Origin of the sequence: Fulvimarina uroteuthidis, from assembly GCF_034321785.1 — a bacterium.
In the GTDB taxonomy this organism is placed as follows: domain Bacteria; phylum Pseudomonadota; class Alphaproteobacteria; order Rhizobiales; family Rhizobiaceae; genus Fulvimarina; species Fulvimarina uroteuthidis.
Genome location: NZ_JAXLPB010000003.1, coordinates 70,288 through 88,355 on the forward strand (window position 1 = coordinate 70,288; position 18,068 = coordinate 88,355).

At 64.1% G+C, this 18,068-nt stretch carries 20 protein-coding genes and 1 tRNA gene; 14 read left to right on the plus strand and 7 right to left on the minus strand.

Annotated elements, in window-relative coordinates; all coding sequences use genetic code 11:
* Positions 1-33 precede the first annotated feature (33 nt).
* Complete coding sequence (locus U0C82_RS10005) at positions 34-312, plus strand: GNAT family N-acetyltransferase (RefSeq protein ID WP_322186968.1); 279 nt, start codon at positions 34-36, stop codon at positions 310-312.
* 155 nt (positions 313-467) lie between these two features.
* Here the strand turns inward: U0C82_RS10005 and U0C82_RS10010 are convergent, their stop codons facing one another.
* The 4 genes from U0C82_RS10010 to tesB form a co-directional block, all read right to left on the minus strand.
* A complete protein-coding gene (locus U0C82_RS10010) occupies positions 468-1,883 on the minus strand; it encodes an ammonium transporter (RefSeq protein WP_322186969.1) in 1,416 nt (471 codons plus the stop codon).
* A 271-nt stretch (positions 1,884-2,154) separates the two neighbouring features.
* Positions 2,155-3,549 carry an ammonium transporter family protein gene (locus U0C82_RS10015; RefSeq protein WP_322186971.1) on the minus strand — a complete coding sequence of 465 codons (1,395 nt, stop codon included), beginning with the start codon at positions 3,547-3,549 and terminating at the stop codon, positions 2,155-2,157.
* Between the two features lie 20 nt (positions 3,550-3,569).
* On the minus strand, positions 3,570-3,908 hold the full coding sequence (locus U0C82_RS10020) for a P-II family nitrogen regulator (RefSeq protein WP_322186972.1): 339 nt from the start codon (positions 3,906-3,908) through the stop codon (positions 3,570-3,572).
* A gap of 336 nt (positions 3,909-4,244) precedes the next feature.
* Positions 4,245-5,105, minus strand: coding sequence for an acyl-CoA thioesterase II (tesB, locus tag U0C82_RS10025; RefSeq protein ID WP_322186973.1), 861 nt, complete (start codon positions 5,103-5,105; stop codon positions 4,245-4,247).
* Positions 5,106-5,251: 146 nt separating this feature from the next.
* Here tesB and U0C82_RS10030 point away from each other — a divergent pair, with 146 nt between their 5' ends.
* On the plus strand, positions 5,252-6,514 hold the full coding sequence (locus tag U0C82_RS10030) for a ubiquinone biosynthesis hydroxylase (protein ID WP_322186974.1): 1,263 nt from the start codon (positions 5,252-5,254) through the stop codon (positions 6,512-6,514).
* A gap of 178 nt (positions 6,515-6,692) precedes the next feature.
* A complete protein-coding gene (locus U0C82_RS10035) occupies positions 6,693-6,851 on the plus strand; it encodes a DUF3309 family protein (RefSeq protein ID WP_322186975.1) in 159 nt (52 codons plus the stop codon).
* A 118-nt stretch (positions 6,852-6,969) separates the two neighbouring features.
* Here U0C82_RS10035 and folD read toward each other — a convergent pair whose 3' ends face one another.
* The 3 genes from folD to U0C82_RS10050 all read right to left on the minus strand — a co-directional run bounded on the left by folD (position 6,970) and on the right by U0C82_RS10050 (position 9,582).
* Positions 6,970-7,890 carry a bifunctional methylenetetrahydrofolate dehydrogenase/methenyltetrahydrofolate cyclohydrolase FolD gene (gene folD / locus U0C82_RS10040; protein WP_322186976.1) on the minus strand — a complete coding sequence of 307 codons (921 nt, stop codon included), beginning with the start codon at positions 7,888-7,890 and terminating at the stop codon, positions 6,970-6,972.
* Positions 7,891-8,057: 167 nt separating this feature from the next.
* A complete protein-coding gene (pth, locus tag U0C82_RS10045; protein WP_322186977.1) occupies positions 8,058-8,792 on the minus strand; it encodes an aminoacyl-tRNA hydrolase in 735 nt (244 codons plus the stop codon).
* A gap of 97 nt (positions 8,793-8,889) precedes the next feature.
* On the minus strand, positions 8,890-9,582 hold the full coding sequence (locus U0C82_RS10050) for a 50S ribosomal protein L25/general stress protein Ctc (RefSeq protein ID WP_322186978.1): 693 nt from the start codon (positions 9,580-9,582) through the stop codon (positions 8,890-8,892).
* A 539-nt stretch (positions 9,583-10,121) separates the two neighbouring features.
* Here U0C82_RS10050 and U0C82_RS10055 point away from each other — a divergent pair.
* The 11 genes from U0C82_RS10055 to U0C82_RS10105 all read left to right on the plus strand — a co-directional run bounded on the left by U0C82_RS10055 (position 10,122) and on the right by U0C82_RS10105 (position 18,067).
* Positions 10,122-10,198: transfer RNA gene (locus U0C82_RS10055), tRNA-Asp, on the plus strand.
* 354 nt (positions 10,199-10,552) lie between these two features.
* Positions 10,553-10,918 carry an NADH-quinone oxidoreductase subunit A gene (locus tag U0C82_RS10060; RefSeq protein WP_322186979.1) on the plus strand — a complete coding sequence of 122 codons (366 nt, stop codon included), beginning with the start codon at positions 10,553-10,555 and terminating at the stop codon, positions 10,916-10,918.
* On the plus strand, positions 10,909-11,496 hold the full coding sequence (locus tag U0C82_RS10065; protein WP_322186980.1) for a NuoB/complex I 20 kDa subunit family protein: 588 nt from the start codon (positions 10,909-10,911) through the stop codon (positions 11,494-11,496). The genes U0C82_RS10060 and U0C82_RS10065 overlap by 10 nt, the downstream gene beginning before the upstream one ends.
* Before the next feature lie 38 nt (positions 11,497-11,534).
* Positions 11,535-12,116, plus strand: coding sequence for an NADH-quinone oxidoreductase subunit C (locus U0C82_RS10070; protein WP_322187414.1), 582 nt, complete (start codon positions 11,535-11,537; stop codon positions 12,114-12,116).
* Between the two features lie 13 nt (positions 12,117-12,129).
* Positions 12,130-12,567, plus strand: coding sequence for a GFA family protein (locus U0C82_RS10075; protein WP_322186981.1), 438 nt, complete (start codon positions 12,130-12,132; stop codon positions 12,565-12,567).
* Positions 12,560-13,750 carry an NADH-quinone oxidoreductase subunit D gene (locus tag U0C82_RS10080; protein ID WP_322186982.1) on the plus strand — a complete coding sequence of 397 codons (1,191 nt, stop codon included), beginning with the start codon at positions 12,560-12,562 and terminating at the stop codon, positions 13,748-13,750. Before U0C82_RS10075 ends, U0C82_RS10080 begins: the two co-directional genes overlap by 8 nt.
* Positions 13,751-13,796: 46 nt before the next feature.
* A complete protein-coding gene (locus tag U0C82_RS10085) occupies positions 13,797-14,381 on the plus strand; it encodes a Uma2 family endonuclease (protein ID WP_322186984.1) in 585 nt (194 codons plus the stop codon).
* A gap of 126 nt (positions 14,382-14,507) precedes the next feature.
* Complete coding sequence (gene nuoE, locus U0C82_RS10090; RefSeq protein WP_322186985.1) at positions 14,508-16,019, plus strand: NADH-quinone oxidoreductase subunit NuoE; 1,512 nt, start codon at positions 14,508-14,510, stop codon at positions 16,017-16,019.
* Between the two features lie 15 nt (positions 16,020-16,034).
* Positions 16,035-17,339, plus strand: a complete 1,305-nt coding sequence (gene nuoF / locus U0C82_RS10095) for an NADH-quinone oxidoreductase subunit NuoF (protein WP_322186986.1) — start codon at positions 16,035-16,037, stop codon at positions 17,337-17,339.
* Between the two features lie 5 nt (positions 17,340-17,344).
* Positions 17,345-17,803 (plus strand): DUF3291 domain-containing protein, encoded by a 459-nt coding sequence (locus tag U0C82_RS10100; protein WP_322186987.1) that lies wholly within the window; start codon positions 17,345-17,347, stop codon positions 17,801-17,803.
* 12 nt (positions 17,804-17,815) lie between these two features.
* A complete protein-coding gene (locus U0C82_RS10105) occupies positions 17,816-18,067 on the plus strand; it encodes a hypothetical protein (RefSeq protein ID WP_322186988.1) in 252 nt (83 codons plus the stop codon).
* The last annotated feature ends 1 nt before the right edge of the window (position 18,068 follow it).

Consider the following 18,068-nt stretch of genomic DNA (forward strand, 5'->3'; position numbering starts at 1 on the left):
TCTTCGGCAAGGCGCACGAACAAGGAGAACGACATGGATATCGAGCACGAACCGGGCACGGGCGGCGGGCGCTTCGTCACGTCCGGCGGAGCATCGGAACTGACCTATCGCCGGCGGGACGAGGAGACCGTGGTCTTCGACCATACCTTCGTGCCGCCGGCCGAGCGGGGCAACGGCATTGCCGCCAAACTCGTCGACGCGGGCGTTGCCTGGGCAAGGGCGGAACGCGTGAAGATCGTGCCCCAATGCCCGTATGTGGACGTCCTGTTCAAGCGGAACCCGCAACGATACGCCGATGTCGTGGCCGGCTGACGGGTAACCGGAACCGGCGCGAAGCCGTTGCCGCGCCTGAAGGGCCGCCCGTTCCCGAACGGGTCCCGACGGGTCGCGCGGCAAACGAAACAAGGGCGCCCGGAGGGACGCCCTTGTGTTTGGGAAACGCTCACCGCCGCGCGGCGCGCGAGGGGTCAGGAATGGTAGGCGACCTCGCCGTGATAGCTGAGGTCGAGGCCCTGCCGCTCGTCTTCCTGGCTCGGGCGAAGGCCGATGGTGAGGTCGACGATCTTGTAGGCGACGACCGAGACGACGCCGCTCCAGACGATGGTGATGAGGACGCCGACGATCTGCGCCCAGACCTGCGAGGCCATCGTCACGCCCTCGCCATAGCCGATTCCGCCGAGCGCATCGGAGGTGAAGACGCCGGTTCCGATCGCGCCGATGATGCCGCCGATGCCATGGATGCCGAAGACGTCGAGGCTGTCGTCATAGGCGAGCTTGTTCTTCACGACCGCGACGAAGAAATAGCAGACGCCGCTCGCCAGCGCGCCGAGCAGGATGGCGCCGACCGGGCCGATCGTGCCGCAGGCCGGGGTGACGGCCACGAGACCGGCGACGATGCCGGACGCGCCGCCCAGCATCGAGGCCTTGCCGCGGGTGAAGGTCTCGATCACGCACCAGGCCACCAGTGCGCCCGCGGTCGCCGTGAACGTGTTGATCATGGCGAGGACGGCCGCCGAGGTCGATTCGAGGTTGGAGCCCGCATTGAAGCCGAACCAGCCGACCCAGAGGAACGCCGCGCCGACCATCGTCAGCGTCATCGAATGCGGCGCCATGTTGTCGCGTCCGAGGCCGATGCGCTTGCCGACCATGAACGAGCCGACGAGGGCGGCGATGCCGGCATTGATGTGCACGACCGTGCCACCGGCGAAATCGATCGCCGCGACGCCGCCCGACAGCGTGCCGTTGAAGATGAGGCCCGCACCGTCCCACACCATGTGGGCGACCGGATAGTAGGAGAAGGTCGTCCAGATCAGCACGAAGGCGATCACCGCCGAGAACTTGATCCGCTCGGCGAACGCGCCGACGATGAGGGCCGGCGTGATGATGGCGAACGTCATCTGGAAGGCGACGAAGAGATATTCCGGGATCACGACGCCGTCGGTGAAGGTGGCGGAGGTCGTGTCGACGGTGACGCCGGCGAGGAACAGCTTGCCGAGGCCGCCCCAATAGGGGCTGGTGCCGCCGCCGAACGCGAAGGAGTAGCCGTACAGCACCCAGGCGATGATCATGATGCCGCAGATCATCGTGCACTGCATCAGGACCGACAGCATGTTCTTGGCGCGCACCAGCCCGCCGTAGAACAGGGCGAGACCCGGCATGGTCATGAAGAGAACGAGGAGTGTCGCCGTCATCATCCAGGCGACGTCGCCCTTTTCGACGATGGGCGCTGCGGCTTCGGCCGCTGCGGCGCCGCCGGCGGCTGCCGCGTCCTGTGCGAACGAGGCCGATGCCTGGAACGTTGCGGCGAGCGCCGCGGATGCCGCCGCAAGGGGCTGCAGGAATGAGTGTCTGATCACGTTGGACGCCTTTTGACCCGTTGACATGCAGCCGTCCGCGAGGATCGACGGCGCATTCGAATTGGACGGCAGACAAGTTCCGTGCCAGATCGAAAACCCGTCGCACGACGACGATCGGCCGCGCGCCTCGGGCATCGCTGAGCAGGAATGAGGCGATTGCCGCTATTTTGGGCGTCTTGCAGGAAAGACCGTGTGGGCCCACGGGAGGGGGTGCCGGGGGCGAACGAAAAGAGGCCCGCCTGACGGCGAGCCTCCCCGAAGATCGAGCGATCGTTTCGTCGCTCCGGACGGCGTGCGGTCACCGCTGCCCGGTCGCAAATTCCGGATAGGCTTCGACGCCGACTTCCGTCCGGTCGAGGCCGAGCGATTCCTCTTCCGCGGACACCCGCATGCCCATGATCGCCTTGATAATGCCCCAGACGACGAGACTGACGACGAAGGTGAAGACGCCGTAGGCCGCGATGCCGATGAGCTGGGTGAGGTAGCTCGTTTCGCTGTTCGTGGCCGGAACGATGATCGTGCCCCAGATGCCGGCGAGAAGGTGGACCGGAATCGCACCCACGACGTCGTCGATCTGGAGCTTGTCGAGCAGCGGAACCGCGACGACCACGATGACGCCGCCCACGCCGCCGATCAGGATGGCTTGCCATGCTTCCGGCTGGAGCGGCTCGGCCGTGATCGAGACGAGGCCGGCGAGGGCGCCGTTCAGCACCATCGTGACGTCGACGCGCTTGTAGATGACCTGAAGCAGGATCATCGTCACGACCACGCCGCCGGCGGCCGCAAGGTTCGTGTTGGCGAAGATGCGCGAAACGTCGCTGGCATCGCTGATCGTGCCCATGGCGAGCTGCGAGGCACCGTTGAAGCCGAACCAGCCGAGCCAGAGGATGAACGTGCCGAGGGTTGCGAGCGGGATCGACGAACCCGGCATCGGAACGCCGCGACCGTCCGCGGCGAAGCGGCCCGTGCGCGAGCCGAGGAGCAGGACGCCCGCGAGCGCCGCCCAGCCGCCGACCGAGTGGACGAGGGTGGAACCTGCGAAATCGGAGAAGCCCATTTCCGACAACCAGCCGCCGCCCCACTGCCAGGAACCGGCGATGGGGTAGATGAAGCCGGTCAGGACGATGGTGAAGACCATGAAGGAGCCGAGCTTGATGCGCTCGGCGAGCGTGCCCGACACGATCGAGGCGGCCGTGGCCACGAACACCATCTGGAAGAACCAGTCGGAAGCCGTCGAATAGCCGGTGTCGAGCGCGTTGCCGCCGACCGGATCGAAGGCATAGGGCGCGATGGTGCCGAAATAGCCGCCATCGACGCCGCTATACATCAGGCTGTAGCCGCAGGCCCAGAACATGATGCCGGCCGTCGAATAGAGCGCGATGTTCTTGAGGCACTGCATCGACACGTTCTTGGAGCGGACGAGGCCGGCCTCCAGCATGGCGAAGCCCGCCGCCATCCACATGACGAGGAACCCGCCGACGAGGAAGAGGAGCGTGTTGAAGATGTAGGCGACCTGATCGCTCGGGGCGCCGGCCGCCGCGGCATCTGCCGCCGGGGCAGCCGCATCGGCCGCCGGGCTCGCGGCCTGCGCCGCCGCATCGGCGGCTGGTGCCGCTGCGTCCTGCGCGAAGGCGGCGGTGGCCGTCAGGCCGACGCCGATCGCGGAGAGATAGATGAGTGTCCTGAAATTCATTCGGTCGTCCCCCTTGGGCATCAAAGCGCGTTCGAGTCGGTTTCGCCGGTGCGGATGCGGACCGCCTGATCGATGCCGTAGACAAAGATCTTGCCGTCTCCAATCTGTCCGGTCTTGGCCGCGACCTGGATCGCCTCGACCGTCTTGTCGACGGATTCGGACCCGACGACGACTTCGACCTTCAGCTTGGGAAGGAAGCTCACGGCATATTCGGTGCCGCGATAGATCTCGGTATGGCCCTTCTGCCGGCCATAGCCCTTGACCTCGGTTACGGTCAGCCCCTGAATCCCGATGCCGGTCAACGCTTCGCGGACCTCGTCGAGCTTAAATGGCTTGATGATCGCCATCACGATTTTCATGTTCACCTCGAACCTGGCGCAGCTGCTCAAGCCGCAGATTATGAGCCGTGTGTGCGCCGCGCTTATGACGGCGGCTGCCCTCAAGGGATTCAAGCTTTGTGCCAGACTGCGAACGCACCGGATTTCAGTGCGAATTCGGGGGTGTTTCGCCGGAAGAGGTCGCAAGATCGGGCGTAGGAAACGGCTGCCTAGGAAATATGCAATTTTGGATCGCATCAGGTGATGAAAATAAAGGCAGAAGCGATCCGGCTGCCGGGCAGCCATTGGGCTGCGGGGACGCGCGGGCCCGAAGCGGGTTCCGGCCCGGCCCGCGGGGATCGATCGAAGCGGGCGGGATCAACGGCTGCGCGGCCGGATCAATCCTTCTTGGGCGACGGAGGCGACGAGGGCGCCCTCGCGTGTATGGAAGCTGCCGCGCGTCAGACCCCGTCCGCCGGACGATGACGGGCTGTCCTGGGCGTAGAGGAGCCAGTCAGAGACGCGCACGCGGCGATGAAACCACATCGAATGGTCGAGGCTCGCAGCCTGGACGCGGGCATCGAACACCGACAGGCCGTGCGCGAACAGCGAGGTGTCGAGGAGGGTCATGTCCGACAGGTAGGCGAGAACCGCCGCGTTGAGGTTGGGGTCGTCGCCGATCTCCCGGCCGCAGCGGACCCAGATCCGCTGGATGGGCTCGAGCCTGTCCTCGGTCAGGTAATGATCGAGCAGCACCGGGCGGAACTCGATCGGGCGCGGACGCTGCCAGTAGGCCTTCACCGCGGCCGGCGCATGCCGGAGAATCCGCTCGTTCAACGCCTCGCCGTGGGGGACGTCGTCGGGGCCGGGAACGTCCGGCATGTCGATCTGATGGTCGAAACCCTCTTCCACGATCTGAAACGAGGCCGACAGGAGAAAGATCGGCTGGCCATGCTGGATCGCCACCACGCGCCGGGTCGTGAACGATCCGCCGTCGCGGATGCGGTCGACATCGTAGATGATCGGGGCGGCCGGATCGCCGCCGCGCAGGAAATAGCTGTGAAGGGAATGGCAGAAACGATCGGCGGGCACGGTGCGCTGGGCCGCCACGAGCGCCTGCGCCACGACCTGGCCGCCGAAGACCCGCTGCCGGGCCTCGTGCGGGCTTGCCCCGCGAAACAGGTTGGTCTCCAGGGTTTCGAGATCGAGAATCTCGAGAAGTTTCGTGACGGCTTCCATGAAAACGGGCGACCTTTCTGACGTCCTGCATCGACGCTGCAGAAGCTGCGGCGTCGGTGCTCTGGCGATGTGCGTCTGGCAAACCATATGGTCGGAGAGACGTTCGTCCATGACGAACCCAAGATCAGAAGGCAAGGAGAGCCGGCATGGCCGCATCCACGGGAAGCGCCGAGACGTCCAGGGAAACCGCAGAGCGAGCGGATATCGTCATCGCCGGTGCGGGTTATGTCGGCTTGACGCTCGCCGTCGCCATCAAGACGTCCGCGCCGTCCCTCGACGTGCGCATCGTCGATATTGCGCCGGAGGGCGTGTGGAAGAAGGACGGGCGCGCCTCGGCGATCGCGGCCGCCGCCATCCGCATGCTCGAACAGCTCGATATCTGGGAGAAGGTGCGGGACGAGGCCCAGCCGATCACCGAGATGATCGTCACGGACTCCCGGACCAGCGACGTCGTGCGGCCGGTGTTCCTGACATTCGGCGGCGAGGCCGAGCCGGGCGAGCCTTTCGCCCACATGCTGAGCAACCAGGTGCTGAACGGTGCCCTGCGCGAGAAGGCTGCGGAACTCGGCGTCTCGATCGGGCAGGGCGTCGGCGTCACGGCGATTCGCCAGAAATCGGCGCGGATCGATGTCGAGCTGAGCGACGGGCGCGAGATCGCGGCCAGGCTGCTCGTCGCCTGCGACGGCGTCAACTCGAAGATCCGGACGATGGCCGGCATTCAGACCATTCGGAAGGACTATGATCAGGCCGGAATCGTCGCGACGGTCAGCCACGAGCGCCCGCACGATGGCCGCGCCGAGGAACATTTCCTGCCCTCGGGCCCGTTCGCGATCCTGCCGCTGAAGGGCAATCGATCCTCCCTCGTCTGGACGGAGCGCGCGCGCGAGGCCAAGGCCCTCGTCGAAGGCGACGAGATGTTGTTCGAACTCGAACTCGAACAGCGATTCGGCCACAAGCTTGGCGCGCTGCGCCTCGAGGGCGGACGAAGGGCGTTCCCGCTCAGCCTTACCCTGGCCCGCAGCTTCGTGAAGCCGCATCTGGCTCTGGCCGGGGATGCCGCCCACGGCATTCATCCGATCGCGGGGCAGGGGCTCAATCTCGGCTTCAAGGATGCGGCGGCGCTCGCGCAGACGATCGTCGAGGCGGAACGCAACGGTCTCGACATCGGATCGATCGACGTTCTGGAGGAATATCAGCGCTGGCGGCGCTTCGACACGGTCCAGATGGGCATCACCACCGATGTCTTGAACCGGCTGTTCTCGAACGACAACAACGTCCTGCGCGCGGTCCGGTCCTTCGGGCTCTCCCTGGTCGATCGCGCCCCGGCGATGAAGGCCTTCTTCATCTCGCAGGCAGCCGGCCTGACGAAGGGACCTTCGCCGCGGCTGCTGCAGGGCGAGCCGATCTGACGGCCGCTGGCGCACGAACGGTCGGACCGTGTCCGTTCCTGCCATGTTCGCGGCAAGGATCGATTGCGGTTCTTCGCCGGGGACGCTACGAAGCGTTCCGAAAGACGGCCTTATCGCTTCGCGCCACCTCGGATCGGTTGCGGGCAGGGCCCACGCAACAGTTCGGAGCCTTTGACGCATGACGACCGGCGGAATTCTCTTTGTCCTTCTCCTGATTGCCCTGATCGCCGTATTGCCGATCTGGCCCTTCTCGAAACGCTTCACGATCGGACCGGCGATGATCGTTGGCGTGCTGCTCGTCGCGGTGATGGTGATCAGCCTGATCGGCCTGATCTGAACGCATCGCCGGAACATCCGGCTGCAGGACTGAAAAAGGCAGGCGTCCCGGTTTTGCGGAACGCCTGCCTTTTTTGCGTCGGCGACGACAGGAGAACGGCCGGGCGGCCCCTGCGCGATCAGAACTTCGGCGCATCCCTTCCGGCGGCGCGATAGGCGGAGCGGAGCGTGTTCGCCATCAGCATGCCGATCGTCATCGGGCCGACACCACCGGGCACCGGCGTGATCGCCCTGGCCTTTTCGGCCGCGTCTTCGTAGGCGACGTCGCCGACGAGACGGGATTTGACCGAACCGTCCGCATTCGTGCCCTTTTCCGGCGCGTCGATGCGGTTGATCCCGACATCGACGACGACGGCGCCGTCCTTGACATATTCGGCGGTGATCATCTCGGGCCTGCCGACGGCGGCGACGAGGATATCGGCATTGGCGCAGACCGCCGCGATGTTCTTCGTGCGCGAATGGGCGATGGTCACCGTCGCGTTCGCGGCGAGTAGAAGCTGCGCCATCGGCTTGCCGACAATGTTCGAGCGGCCGACGATCACGGCGTTGAGGCCGGACAGGTCGTCGCCCAGAACGTCGCGAATCATCACCATGCAACCGGCCGGCGTGCAGGGCACGAATGCGTCCTCGGATGCGCCTGTGGCAAGCCGTCCGACATTGATGAGATGAAAGCCGTCGACATCCTTGTCGGCATCGATCGCCTGGATGACTTTCCCTTCGTCGATCTGCTTGGGCAGGGGAAGCTGGACGAGGATGCCGTGGATCGAATCGTCCCGGTTGAGATCGTCGACGATCTTCAGAAGGTCGGCCTCGCTCGTGTCTTCGGGCAGTTCGTGCTTCACCGACTTGAACCCGCACTCCTCGGCGCGCTTGGCCTTGGAGCCGACATAGACCTGGCTCGCCGGGTCGCTGCCGACGATGACCACCGCAAGGCCAGGCTGGATGCCGGTCTCGCTCTTCAATGTCCTGGTCGCTTCGGTGACCTGATCGATGATGGATCTGGACCGCGCCTTGCCGTCCATGACCGTTGCGTCGCTCATGATGATACTTCCTCCCGAATTCACTCGCGGTGACGTCCACACGCGCTGGAATGAGGGGAACTATAGAGCACGGTCGCGGAAAGCGCGCCGGTTTCGCGCGCTCTTTCGGGTAGAAAGGTTTCGACGATCGGGCGTGTCCATGACAGGAACAGCCCGCGATCCGATCCTCAGTCGCCCTTGCCGAACAGGCGTCTCAGCATGTCGGCCATCGGACCTTTTTCGGGAATCTCGACGCTCGGGCCGCCGGTGCCGCCGCGGGCCTGGCGAATGTGGCTCCGGGGTTTGGCGGGCTTGTCCGGTCCGGCGGCCTGCGGCTTCTGCGGCTTCGCGCCGGCGCCCGCCGTTCCCGAAAGCCTGTTCATGAAGCCCGCATCGTCACCCTTGGCCAGAAGCGCGATATTTCCGGCGACCGCCTCGATCAGCGGGTCCAGCCATTCGCGATCGACCTTGGCGAAGTCGCCGAGAACGTGCGCCGTCACCGCCTCCTTGCGGCCGGGATGGCCGATCCCCAAGCGCATGCGCCTGTAGTCGCGCGTGCCGAGATGGGCATCGGTCGAACGAAGGCCGTTGTGTCCGCCATTGCCGCCGCCGGTCTTCACCTTCACGCGGCCGGGATCAAGGTCCAGCTCGTCGTGGATCACGACGACATCCTTCGGGTCGATCTTGAAGAAGCGGGCCGCTTCGCCGATCGAGCGTCCCGAATCGTTCATGAAGGTGAGGGGCTTCAGGAGCAAAACCTTCTCGCCCGCGATCGTGCCTTCGCAGACCTCGCCGGAAAACTTCTTCGACCAGGGGCCGAAGGCGGGATCGCGCGCGATCTCGTCCACCGCCATGAAACCGATATTGTGCCGGTTCCCCGCATATTTCTGACCGGGATTGCCGAGGCCTGCGATGAGGATCATCGGACGGGTTCCTCTTTCAACACGTCGGATACGAAAGCGGCCGGATCGAGACCCGGCCGCTGGAAGATCATGCGAATGTCATGCGAAGCAGGCTGGATTATTCCTCGCCGGCTTTGGTCTCGCCTTCGACATTGTCGTCCTTCTGGTTGATGACCTTGGTCTCGGTGACCTCGCCATCCTCCGGAGCCTCGCCTTCGGACTGTTCGTCCTCTTCCGAGCGCAGGGCTGCCGGGGTCGCGATCGTCGCGATCGCGAAGTCGCGGTCGGTGATCGTGAACTCGACGCCGCTCGGCAGCGAGACCTTCGAGGCGGCGAGCGTATCGCCGATCTCGGTGCCGGTCAGATCGATCGTGAACGCCTCGGGGATGCTGCTGGCCGGGCAGTGAACCTCGACCGCATGGCGCACGATGTTCAGGACACCGCCGCGCTTGAGCCCCGGGGACGCCTCTTCGTTTTCGAAGTGGACCGGAATTTCGACCGTAACGCGCGTGTTCTTCGAAACGCGCAGGAAGTCGACATGCTCGAGAAAATCGCGAACCGGATCGAGCTGGAAGTCGCGCGGCAGAACGCTGATCTTCTCGCCGTCGACGGTGATCGTCGCGATATTGGTCATGAACCCGCCGGCATGGAGCGCAAGGAACGTTTCCTTGTAGGGGAGCGCGATCGGCAGGGGGTCTTTCTTGTCGCCGTAGATCACGGCGGGAATCATGGCGTTGCGGCGCAAAGCTCTGGCGGCCCCCTTGCCGACCTTTTCGCGCTTCTCGGCCTTAACCTCGAAGGTTGTATGCATGGTATCGTCCTTTAACTGATGAGGTGGTCGAGGCCGGTGCAGTGGCATCCGGAAACGACGAAAAGCGGCGTGCCGCAAAGCAGACCGCTGATCTCCGCGCTGCCTCCAAGGGTGTCCGCGCGGACGGGCACGCCATACCTTATGTGCCGTCGCGGTACAAGCCGGCTTGCGCCGTCGAACCGGTCGCCGCACGCTGCGGCGCGACGGACGGCCCGGCCATTGACAGGCAGGGCCGGAGCCGGTCGAGGGGCGTGACCGCGTCTCCCGTCATGTCGAGCCGTCGCGCATCGCCTTGCCGTCGATGCGTCCCGTGGCGACAGGCATTGGCTCGCAACGGGCATTCGCCCCGTTCGTCGTCCATTTGTCATCTCGGCCCTGGCCGTCCCGCGGGCCGCCTCGCGCAAAGGGCCGCCAAACAGCGGTTTGGGGGACGCTCGGAGAAATTTCCACCGTTCCGGTTATTCCGAGAAAAACCCGGTTGACTTGAATCGGGCGACCCCGTAGATGACGCCCATCGCCGCCACGGCAGCGAGAAAAACGCGGGTGTAGCTCAGTTGGTTAGAGTGCCGGCCTGTCACGCCGGAGGTCGCGGGTTCGAGCCCCGTCACTCGCGCCATTTCGTTTCAAACCGGTTCCGACGGTTTGCGAAATGGCGCTTTTCCCCTTTTTTTGGACCGAAGTATGCGACGGGTGCGGCATCGCCGCGTCTTGTCATCGGTGCTCGGCGATCCCCATTTCACGCGAATGCTGCCGCGCGTCCTTCTGACTGCGCTCCCCCGCTTGCACCATGTCAGGGGAGGGGCTAGGTGTTTTTGAACGCAGCCCGGTTTGACCTCGGCGCGGCGGATTGCGGCTTCATCTGTCCTGGCCCGATCCCTCGTGCCGCGGACTCATGTCCGGGCACATCACGAAGACGCGGGCCAGCCGGTCCCGGCTCTTTCAAGTCTACGATCGAGGACCTGTCATTTCGATGGAAGACCTTCTGACCTCCTATCTGCCGATCGTCATCTTCGTCGGTATCTGCCTCGCGCTGGGATTGGCGCTGCTGGTCGCCCCCTTTCTCCTCGCCTTCAGGGCTCCGGACGACGAAAAGCTTTCGGCCTACGAATGCGGGTTCGACGCCTTCGACGATTCGCGCATGAAATTCGACGTCCGCTTCTACCTTGTCGCGATCCTGTTCATTATCTTCGATCTGGAAGTCGCGTTCCTGTTCCCCTGGGCGGCGAGCTTCGGCGAAATCGGTTGGTTCGGCCTCTGGTCGATGATGTTCTTTCTCGGCGTGCTGACCATCGGCTTTATCTATGAATGGAAGAAAGGAGCTCTCGAATGGGAGTGATCCTCGGACCCGACGGCAACCGGCTTCATGCGCCATCGACGGATGTGGCGAGTGCAGGCGGACCCGGCTCGGTGAAAGCTGCGCCCGACCCCTTCGTCACGTCGATCAATGACGAGCTGGCCGACAAGGGTTTCCTCGTCACCTCAACCGACGATCTCATCCAGTGGGCCCGCAACGGCTCCTTGATGTGGATGACGTTCGGCCTGGCCTGCTGCGCCGTCGAGATGATGCAGATGTCGATGCCCCGCTACGACGCCGAGCGTTTCGGGTTCGCGCCCCGGGCCTCGCCGCGCCAGTCGGACGTGATGATCGTCGCCGGCACACTGACCAACAAGATGGCGCCCGCGCTGCGCAAGGTCTACGACCAGATGCCGGAGCCACGCTACGTGATCTCCATGGGCTCCTGCGCGAATGGCGGCGGCTATTATCACTATTCCTACAGCGTGGTCCGCGGCTGCGACCGGGTGGTGCCGGTCGATATCTACGTGCCGGGCTGCCCGCCGAGCGCAGAGGCGCTGCTTTACGGCGTGCTGCTTCTTCAAAAGAAGATCCGCCGCACCGGCACGATCGAGCGATAGGAGGCCTGCCAGTGACCCATGAGCAGATCAGCTCCGACGTGCGTGACGCGATCGTCGAGACGCTCGAAGACCGGATCGAGTCGCATTTCTTCCGATATGGCGAACTGACCCTCGTCGTTGCGCCGAACAATGTCGTCAAGGTCCTGACCGCGTTGCGCGACGATCCGAAGATGCAGTTCATCAGCTTCGTCGACCTGTGCGGCGTCGACTTTCCGCAGCGCGAGAAGCGCTTCGAGGTCGTCTACCACCTTCTGTCGCCGCGCCAGAACTGCCGCGTGCGCGTGAAGACGGCGACCGCCGAGGACGATCCGATCCCGTCGGTGTGCGATGTCTTTCCCGCGGCCGACTGGTTCGAGCGCGAGGCCTACGATCTCTACGGCATTCTCTTCACCGGCCACCCGGACCTTCGGCGGATCCTGACCGATTACGGTTTCGAGGGCTATCCGCTGCGCAAGGACTTTCCGCTGACGGGCTTCGTCGAGGTCCGCTACGACGAAGAGCGCAAGCAGGTCATCTACGAGCCGGTGGACCTGCGGCAGGAGTTCCGCAATTTCGACTTCCTGTCGCCCTGGGAGGGAACGGAATACGCCCTGCCGGGCGACGAGAAGGCCCGGAACTGACCGAGGTGATGTGATGGCAGCCAGACGGATCCATGCGAAATGCCTCTGCGGCGGGGTCAGGATCGACGCTGACGTGGAGAGCCTGACGATCGCCGTCTGCCATTGCGACGTCTGCCGGCGCTGGTGCGGCGGGCCCTTCATGGCGCTCGAGGGCGCGCGGGACGTGACGATCGCCGGCACCGACTATCTCGGCCTCTACGAATCGTCCGGTTGGGGCGAGCGCGGGTTCTGCAGGAATTGCGGATCCTCGCTCTTCTTCCGTCTGAAGGACGCCTCGATGTACGGCATTTCCGCGATGGCCTGCAGCGATATTACCGACGCGCACCTCGCCGAGCAGATCTTCATCGATTCCAAGCCCGGCTGGTATGAACTCGCCAATGACACGAAGACGCTGACGGGCGCGCAGTTCCTTGCGCAGTTCGCGTCCGACGAGGAGAGGCCCCATGGCTGAAATCGACGTTCGCAATTTCAACATCAATTTCGGCCCGCAGCATCCTGCCGCCCATGGCGTGCTGCGCCTCGTGCTGGAGCTCGACGGCGAAATCGTCGAGCGGGTCGATCCGCATATCGGCCTTCTGCACCGCGGCACCGAGAAGCTGATCGAGCACAAGACCTATCTGCAGGCGATCCCCTATTTCGATCGCCTCGACTATGTCGCGCCGATGAATCAGGAGCATGCCTTCTGCCTCGCGATCGAACGCCTGGCGGACGTGACGGTGCCCCGGCGCGGCCAGTTGATTCGCGTCCTGTTCTGCGAGATCGGCCGTATTCTCTCCCATCTCCTCAACGTCACGACCCAGGCCATGGACGTCGGCGCGCTGACCCCGCCGCTCTGGGGCTTTGAGGAGCGCGAGAAGCTCATGGTGTTCTATGAGCGTGCGTCGGGCGCCCGTCTCCATGCCAGCTATTTCCGGCCCGGTGGCGTCCATCAGGATCTCGACGCGAAACTGATCGACGATATCGCCGCATGGTGCGATCCGTTCCTCAAGGTCTGCGACGATCTGGAAGAGCTTCTGACCGACAACCGCATCTTCAAGCAGCGCAATGTCGATATCGGCGTCGTCGATCTCGACGATGCGTGGGCGATGGGCTTTTCCGGCGTGATGGTGCGCGGCTCGGGCGCCGCCTGGGACCTGCGCAAGGCGCAGCCCTACGAATGCTATGACGAGATGGAATTCGACATTCCCATCGGAAAGAACGGCGACTGCTACGATCGCTATCTCATCCGCATGGTCGAGATGCGCGAATCCGTCCGCATCATGAAGCAGTGCATCGAGCGGCTTTCGGGCATTGAGGGTGCAGGCCCGATCTCCGCCCCGATGGGCAAGGTCGTGCCGCCCAAGCGCCCGCAGATGAAGCGCTCGATGGAAGCGCTGATCCATCATTTCAAGCTCTATACCGAGGGCTTCCACCTGCCCGAGGGCGAGGTCTACGCGGCGGTCGAGGCGCCGAAGGGCGAGTTCGGCGTCTATCTCGTCGCCGACGGCACCAACAAGCCCCATCGCTGCAAGATCAAGGCACCCGGCTTTGCGCATCTCCAGGCGATGGACGTGATGTGCAAGGGGCATCTCCTGGCCGACGTCTCGGCCATTCTCGGCACGCTCGACATCGTGTTCGGCGAGGTGGACCGGTAAGGTCCGACACCCTTTTCCATCTCGAAACCGGTGCTAAGATCGACGCATGCGACAGTCTCCGACCCCTACGGACAAGATGACGGCGGACGAATTTCTTGTCTGGTCGCGGGGACTTGCCGACGGGGAGCGGTATGAGCTCCTGGATGGAACCTTGCTGCGCATGCAGGCGGAAAACGCCGGGCATGCGATCACGAAAACCAATGTCGCGCTGAGTTTTCGCGACGCGTTGCGCCGGGCAGGGCGAACCGGATGTCGTTCGATCGCCGATGGGTTTTCCATTCGCGTTTCGGACGATCAGGTGCGCGAGCCGGACGCGATGATCAATTGTGCCCCGATGGCTCGGGACGATCTTTATGCATCGTGCCCGGTCGTCGTCGTCGAGGTGCTGTCACCGTCGACGCGACGCATTGATCTGCATCGCAAGCTGATCGATTATTTTCAGGTTCCCTCGATTCAGCATTACCTGATTGTAATGGCCTCGGACCGACGGGTTCTTCTTCATTCCAGATCGAGCGTGGAGGGCGAGATTCGCACTCGGATTCTCGGCGAGGAGACGACGATCGCTCTCGACCCACCCGGGATTTCCCTCGCCATCGCGGAGTTTTTCAACGACCTTCCGGACGAGGGCTAGGTCGCAGCCGTCGCGCGGTTTGCCGCAGAGCAATAAGTGGCCATTGAGGCGCTGGCCTTTTGGTGTTCCTGTGATAGAACCCGGCCAAACCGCACGTATTGTAATGGTTCTTGAGATCGAGGTCCGATGTCCGTTCGACGTCTTGCCGATGATGGCCTGCAGCCCCAGAGTTTCGCGTTCACGACCGAGAACGCCGCCTGGGCGGAAGCGACCATCCGCAAATATCCCGAAGGTCGCCAGCAGTCGGCGGTGATCCCGCTCCTGATGCGGGCGCAGGACCAGGAGGGCTGGGTGACCAAGGCCGCGATCGAGCATGTGGCCGACCGGTTGTCCATGCCGCTGATCCGCGTCCTCGAGGTCGCGACCTTCTACACCCAGTTCATGCTGCAGCCGATCGGCACGCGCGCCCATGTGCAGGTCTGCGGCACGACGCCCTGCATGCTGCGCGGGGCCGAGGATCTGAAGGCGGTCTGCAAGAAGAAGATCCATGCCGAGCCGTTCCACCGGAACGAGGCCGGCACCTTGTCGTGGGAAGAGGTCGAGTGCCAAGGTGCGTGCGTCAATGCACCCATGGTCATGATCTTCAAGGACGCCTACGAGGATCTGACGCCTGAACGGCTGGAAGAGATCATCGACGAATTCGAGGCCGGCAACGGCGCCTCGGTGAAGACCGGGCCCCAGAACGGACGCCATGAATCGGTGCCGATCGGCGGCCTGACGACGCTGACCGGCGACTATGACGACCTCATCGCGGACAAGCAGCGCGAAGGCTCCCACGGGCCGGCCAACGGCGCCGCCGACCAGGGATCGGGCGCCGGATCGCAGATCTCGACGCCGCCCTCCGAGGCGGGGCGTCCCGATACCGAATCGAGCTATACCGATCCGACGATCTCAGCGCCCGGAAAACCGGATGAGGCCGCGTCCGCGCAGTCGGACGAATCCGACGTCAGCGACGATCTCGTTTCGAAAGCCCACCGGCCGGGTTCGGGAGAAGAGGGCGGCGCGCGCGAAGGCGGAACCGATCAGGGCGAGCGCGACGCGGTCGAATCCGGTCAGGTCTCGGCGGACGATCCGAATGCGGCGCCGAATGTCTCGGGCAGAACCCATATCGAGGAAGCGGCGGCTCTCGATGCCGTCGTGCCGGACTCGCGGATGGTCAAGGACGAGAATGGCGTCGGCGATCAAGGTGCGGCGGCAGGCGGCGAATCCGCCGATCTTCTGAATGCCGACGGCCGGTCCTTCGAGGGCGAGCGGACCGGAACGTCCGACGAAAGCGCCGGCCCCGTGCGCGACGATACGTTCGAGACGTCGGACGAGGCCTCGGCCCAGTCCGAAGCCCAGGCGTCCGGCGAGCCGCTCGGCGAGGGCGCGAAGCCGGACGGTCTGCTCGATGCGCCGAAGGATGGCGGCCCGGACGATCTGAAGACGATCAAGGGCATCGGCCCGGTCACCGAGAAGAAGCTCAACGAGCTGGGCGTCTTCCATTACTCGCAGATCGCGGCATGGCGCCGCGAAGAGATGATCTGGGTCGACAACTACCTTAACTTCCGGGGGCGCGCGGTTCGCGACCAGTGGGTCGATCAGGCCAAGGCGCGCGCCGATGTCGGAAGCGACATCGGCCCATCGTCGGATTCATAAAGAAGGAGCGGACGCATGCTGCAGGACAAGGACCGCATCTTCACCAATATCTATGGTTTGCGCGACAAGAGCCTCAAGGGTGCCATGAAGCGCGGCCATTTCGACGGCACCGACGAGATCATCGGCAAGGGCCGCGACTGGATCATCAACGAAATGAAGGCCTCCGGCCTTCGCGGGCGCGGCGGCGCGGGCTTTCCCACCGGTCTGAAATGGTCCTTCATGCCGAAGGAGAGCACCGGGCGTCCGCATTATCTCGTCATCAATGCCGACGAGTCCGAACCCGGCACGTGCAAGGATCGCGAGATCATGCGCAACGACCCGTTCACGCTCCTGGAAGGCTGCGTGATCGCCGGCTTCGCCATGGGCGCGCACACCGCCTACATCTATATTCGCGGCGAATATATCCGCGAGCGCGAAGCGCTGCAGCGGGCGGTGGACGAGTGCTACGAGGCCGGCCTTCTGGGCACCGACAACAAATGCGGCTGGGACTTCGACATCGTCGTCCATCACGGGGCCGGCGCCTATATCTGCGGCGAAGAGACCGCGCTCCTGGAAAGCCTCGAGGGCAAGAAGGGCCAGCCGCGCCTGAAGCCGCCGTTCCCGGCCAATGTCGGCCTCTACGGTTGCCCGACGACGGTCAACAATGTCGAATCGATCGCGGTCGCCCCGACGATCCTGCGGCGCGGCGGCGGCTGGTTCTCCGGCATCGGCCGCCAGGGCAACACCGGCACCAAGCTGTTCTGCATCTCCGGCCATGTGGAGCAGCCCTGCACCGTCGAGGAGGCGATGGGCGTCACGTTCCGCGAGCTGATCGAGAAGCATTGCGGCGGCATTCGCGGCGGCTGGGACAATCTCCTCGCCGTCATCCCCGGCGGCTCCTCCGTGCCTCTGGTGCCCGGACGCGACATCATCGATACGCCGATGGATTTCGACGGGCTGAAGGAGATCAAGACGTCCCTCGGCACTGCCGCGGTCATCGTGATGGACAAGTCGACCGACATCGTGAAGGCGATCGCGCGCATCTCCTACTTCTACAAGCATGAGAGCTGCGGCCAGTGCACGCCGTGCCGCGAGGGCACCGGATGGATGTGGCGGGTGATGGAGCGCATGGCCGTCGGCAACGCGAAGAAGAGCGAGATCGACATGCTGCTTCAGGTGACGAAGCAGGTGGAAGGTCACACGATCTGTGCGCTCGGCGACGCGGCGGCCTGGCCGATCCAGGGCCTGATGCGCCACTTCCGTCCCGAGATCGAGCGCCGGATCGACGATTTCTCGCGCAATGCCGATCTCGACCGGCCGCATCTGGTCGCGGCGGAGTAGGGTTGATGCATCTGGCCGAACTGAATATCGCTTATCCGAAATATCCGCTCGACGACGCGCGGATGGCGGATTTTGTCGACAATCTGGTTCGGATCAACACGATGGCGTCGAAGATGCCGGGTTTCGTCTGGATCAACAAGGATGAGAGCGGACATGCCTTCGCGCAGCAGACGCCTTGGCCGGGCGCTGCAGCCAATCTCACCGTCTGGGAAAGCGTCGAGCAGCTCGAGCATTTCGTTTGGAACACGGTTCACAAGCGATTCTACAATCGCAAGAACGAATGGTTCGAGACGATGACGGCGCATCATTTCGTCATGTGGTGGGTGCCGGAAGGCCATCGGCCATCTTTGCTGGAAGCGAAAGCGAAGCTTGATCTGCTTCAGGCAGAGGGTGATTCGGATGAGGCATTCACATGGGCGCACCTGCCACATGTGAAGCTTTGGCAAAGTCAGCGCTGCGGATGAGGAGGATCTGGAATGGCCGATGAACCCGATAATCTGATCCTGCAGATGCTCCGTGATATCCGTTCGAAGCTCGACGATCATGACAGGCGCTTTGATGGGGTCGATCGGCATTTCGATGACGTCAATCAAAGGCTCGAAGAGATTCACGAAACCCTCTACACGGTCGCGGGGGTCGCCGTGCATGCCAATGTTCGCCACGACACGGTGACCCAGAAGCTGAAAGCGCTTGAAGAGCGCGTCGGCCGGTTGGAAGAGAAGGTTTGAG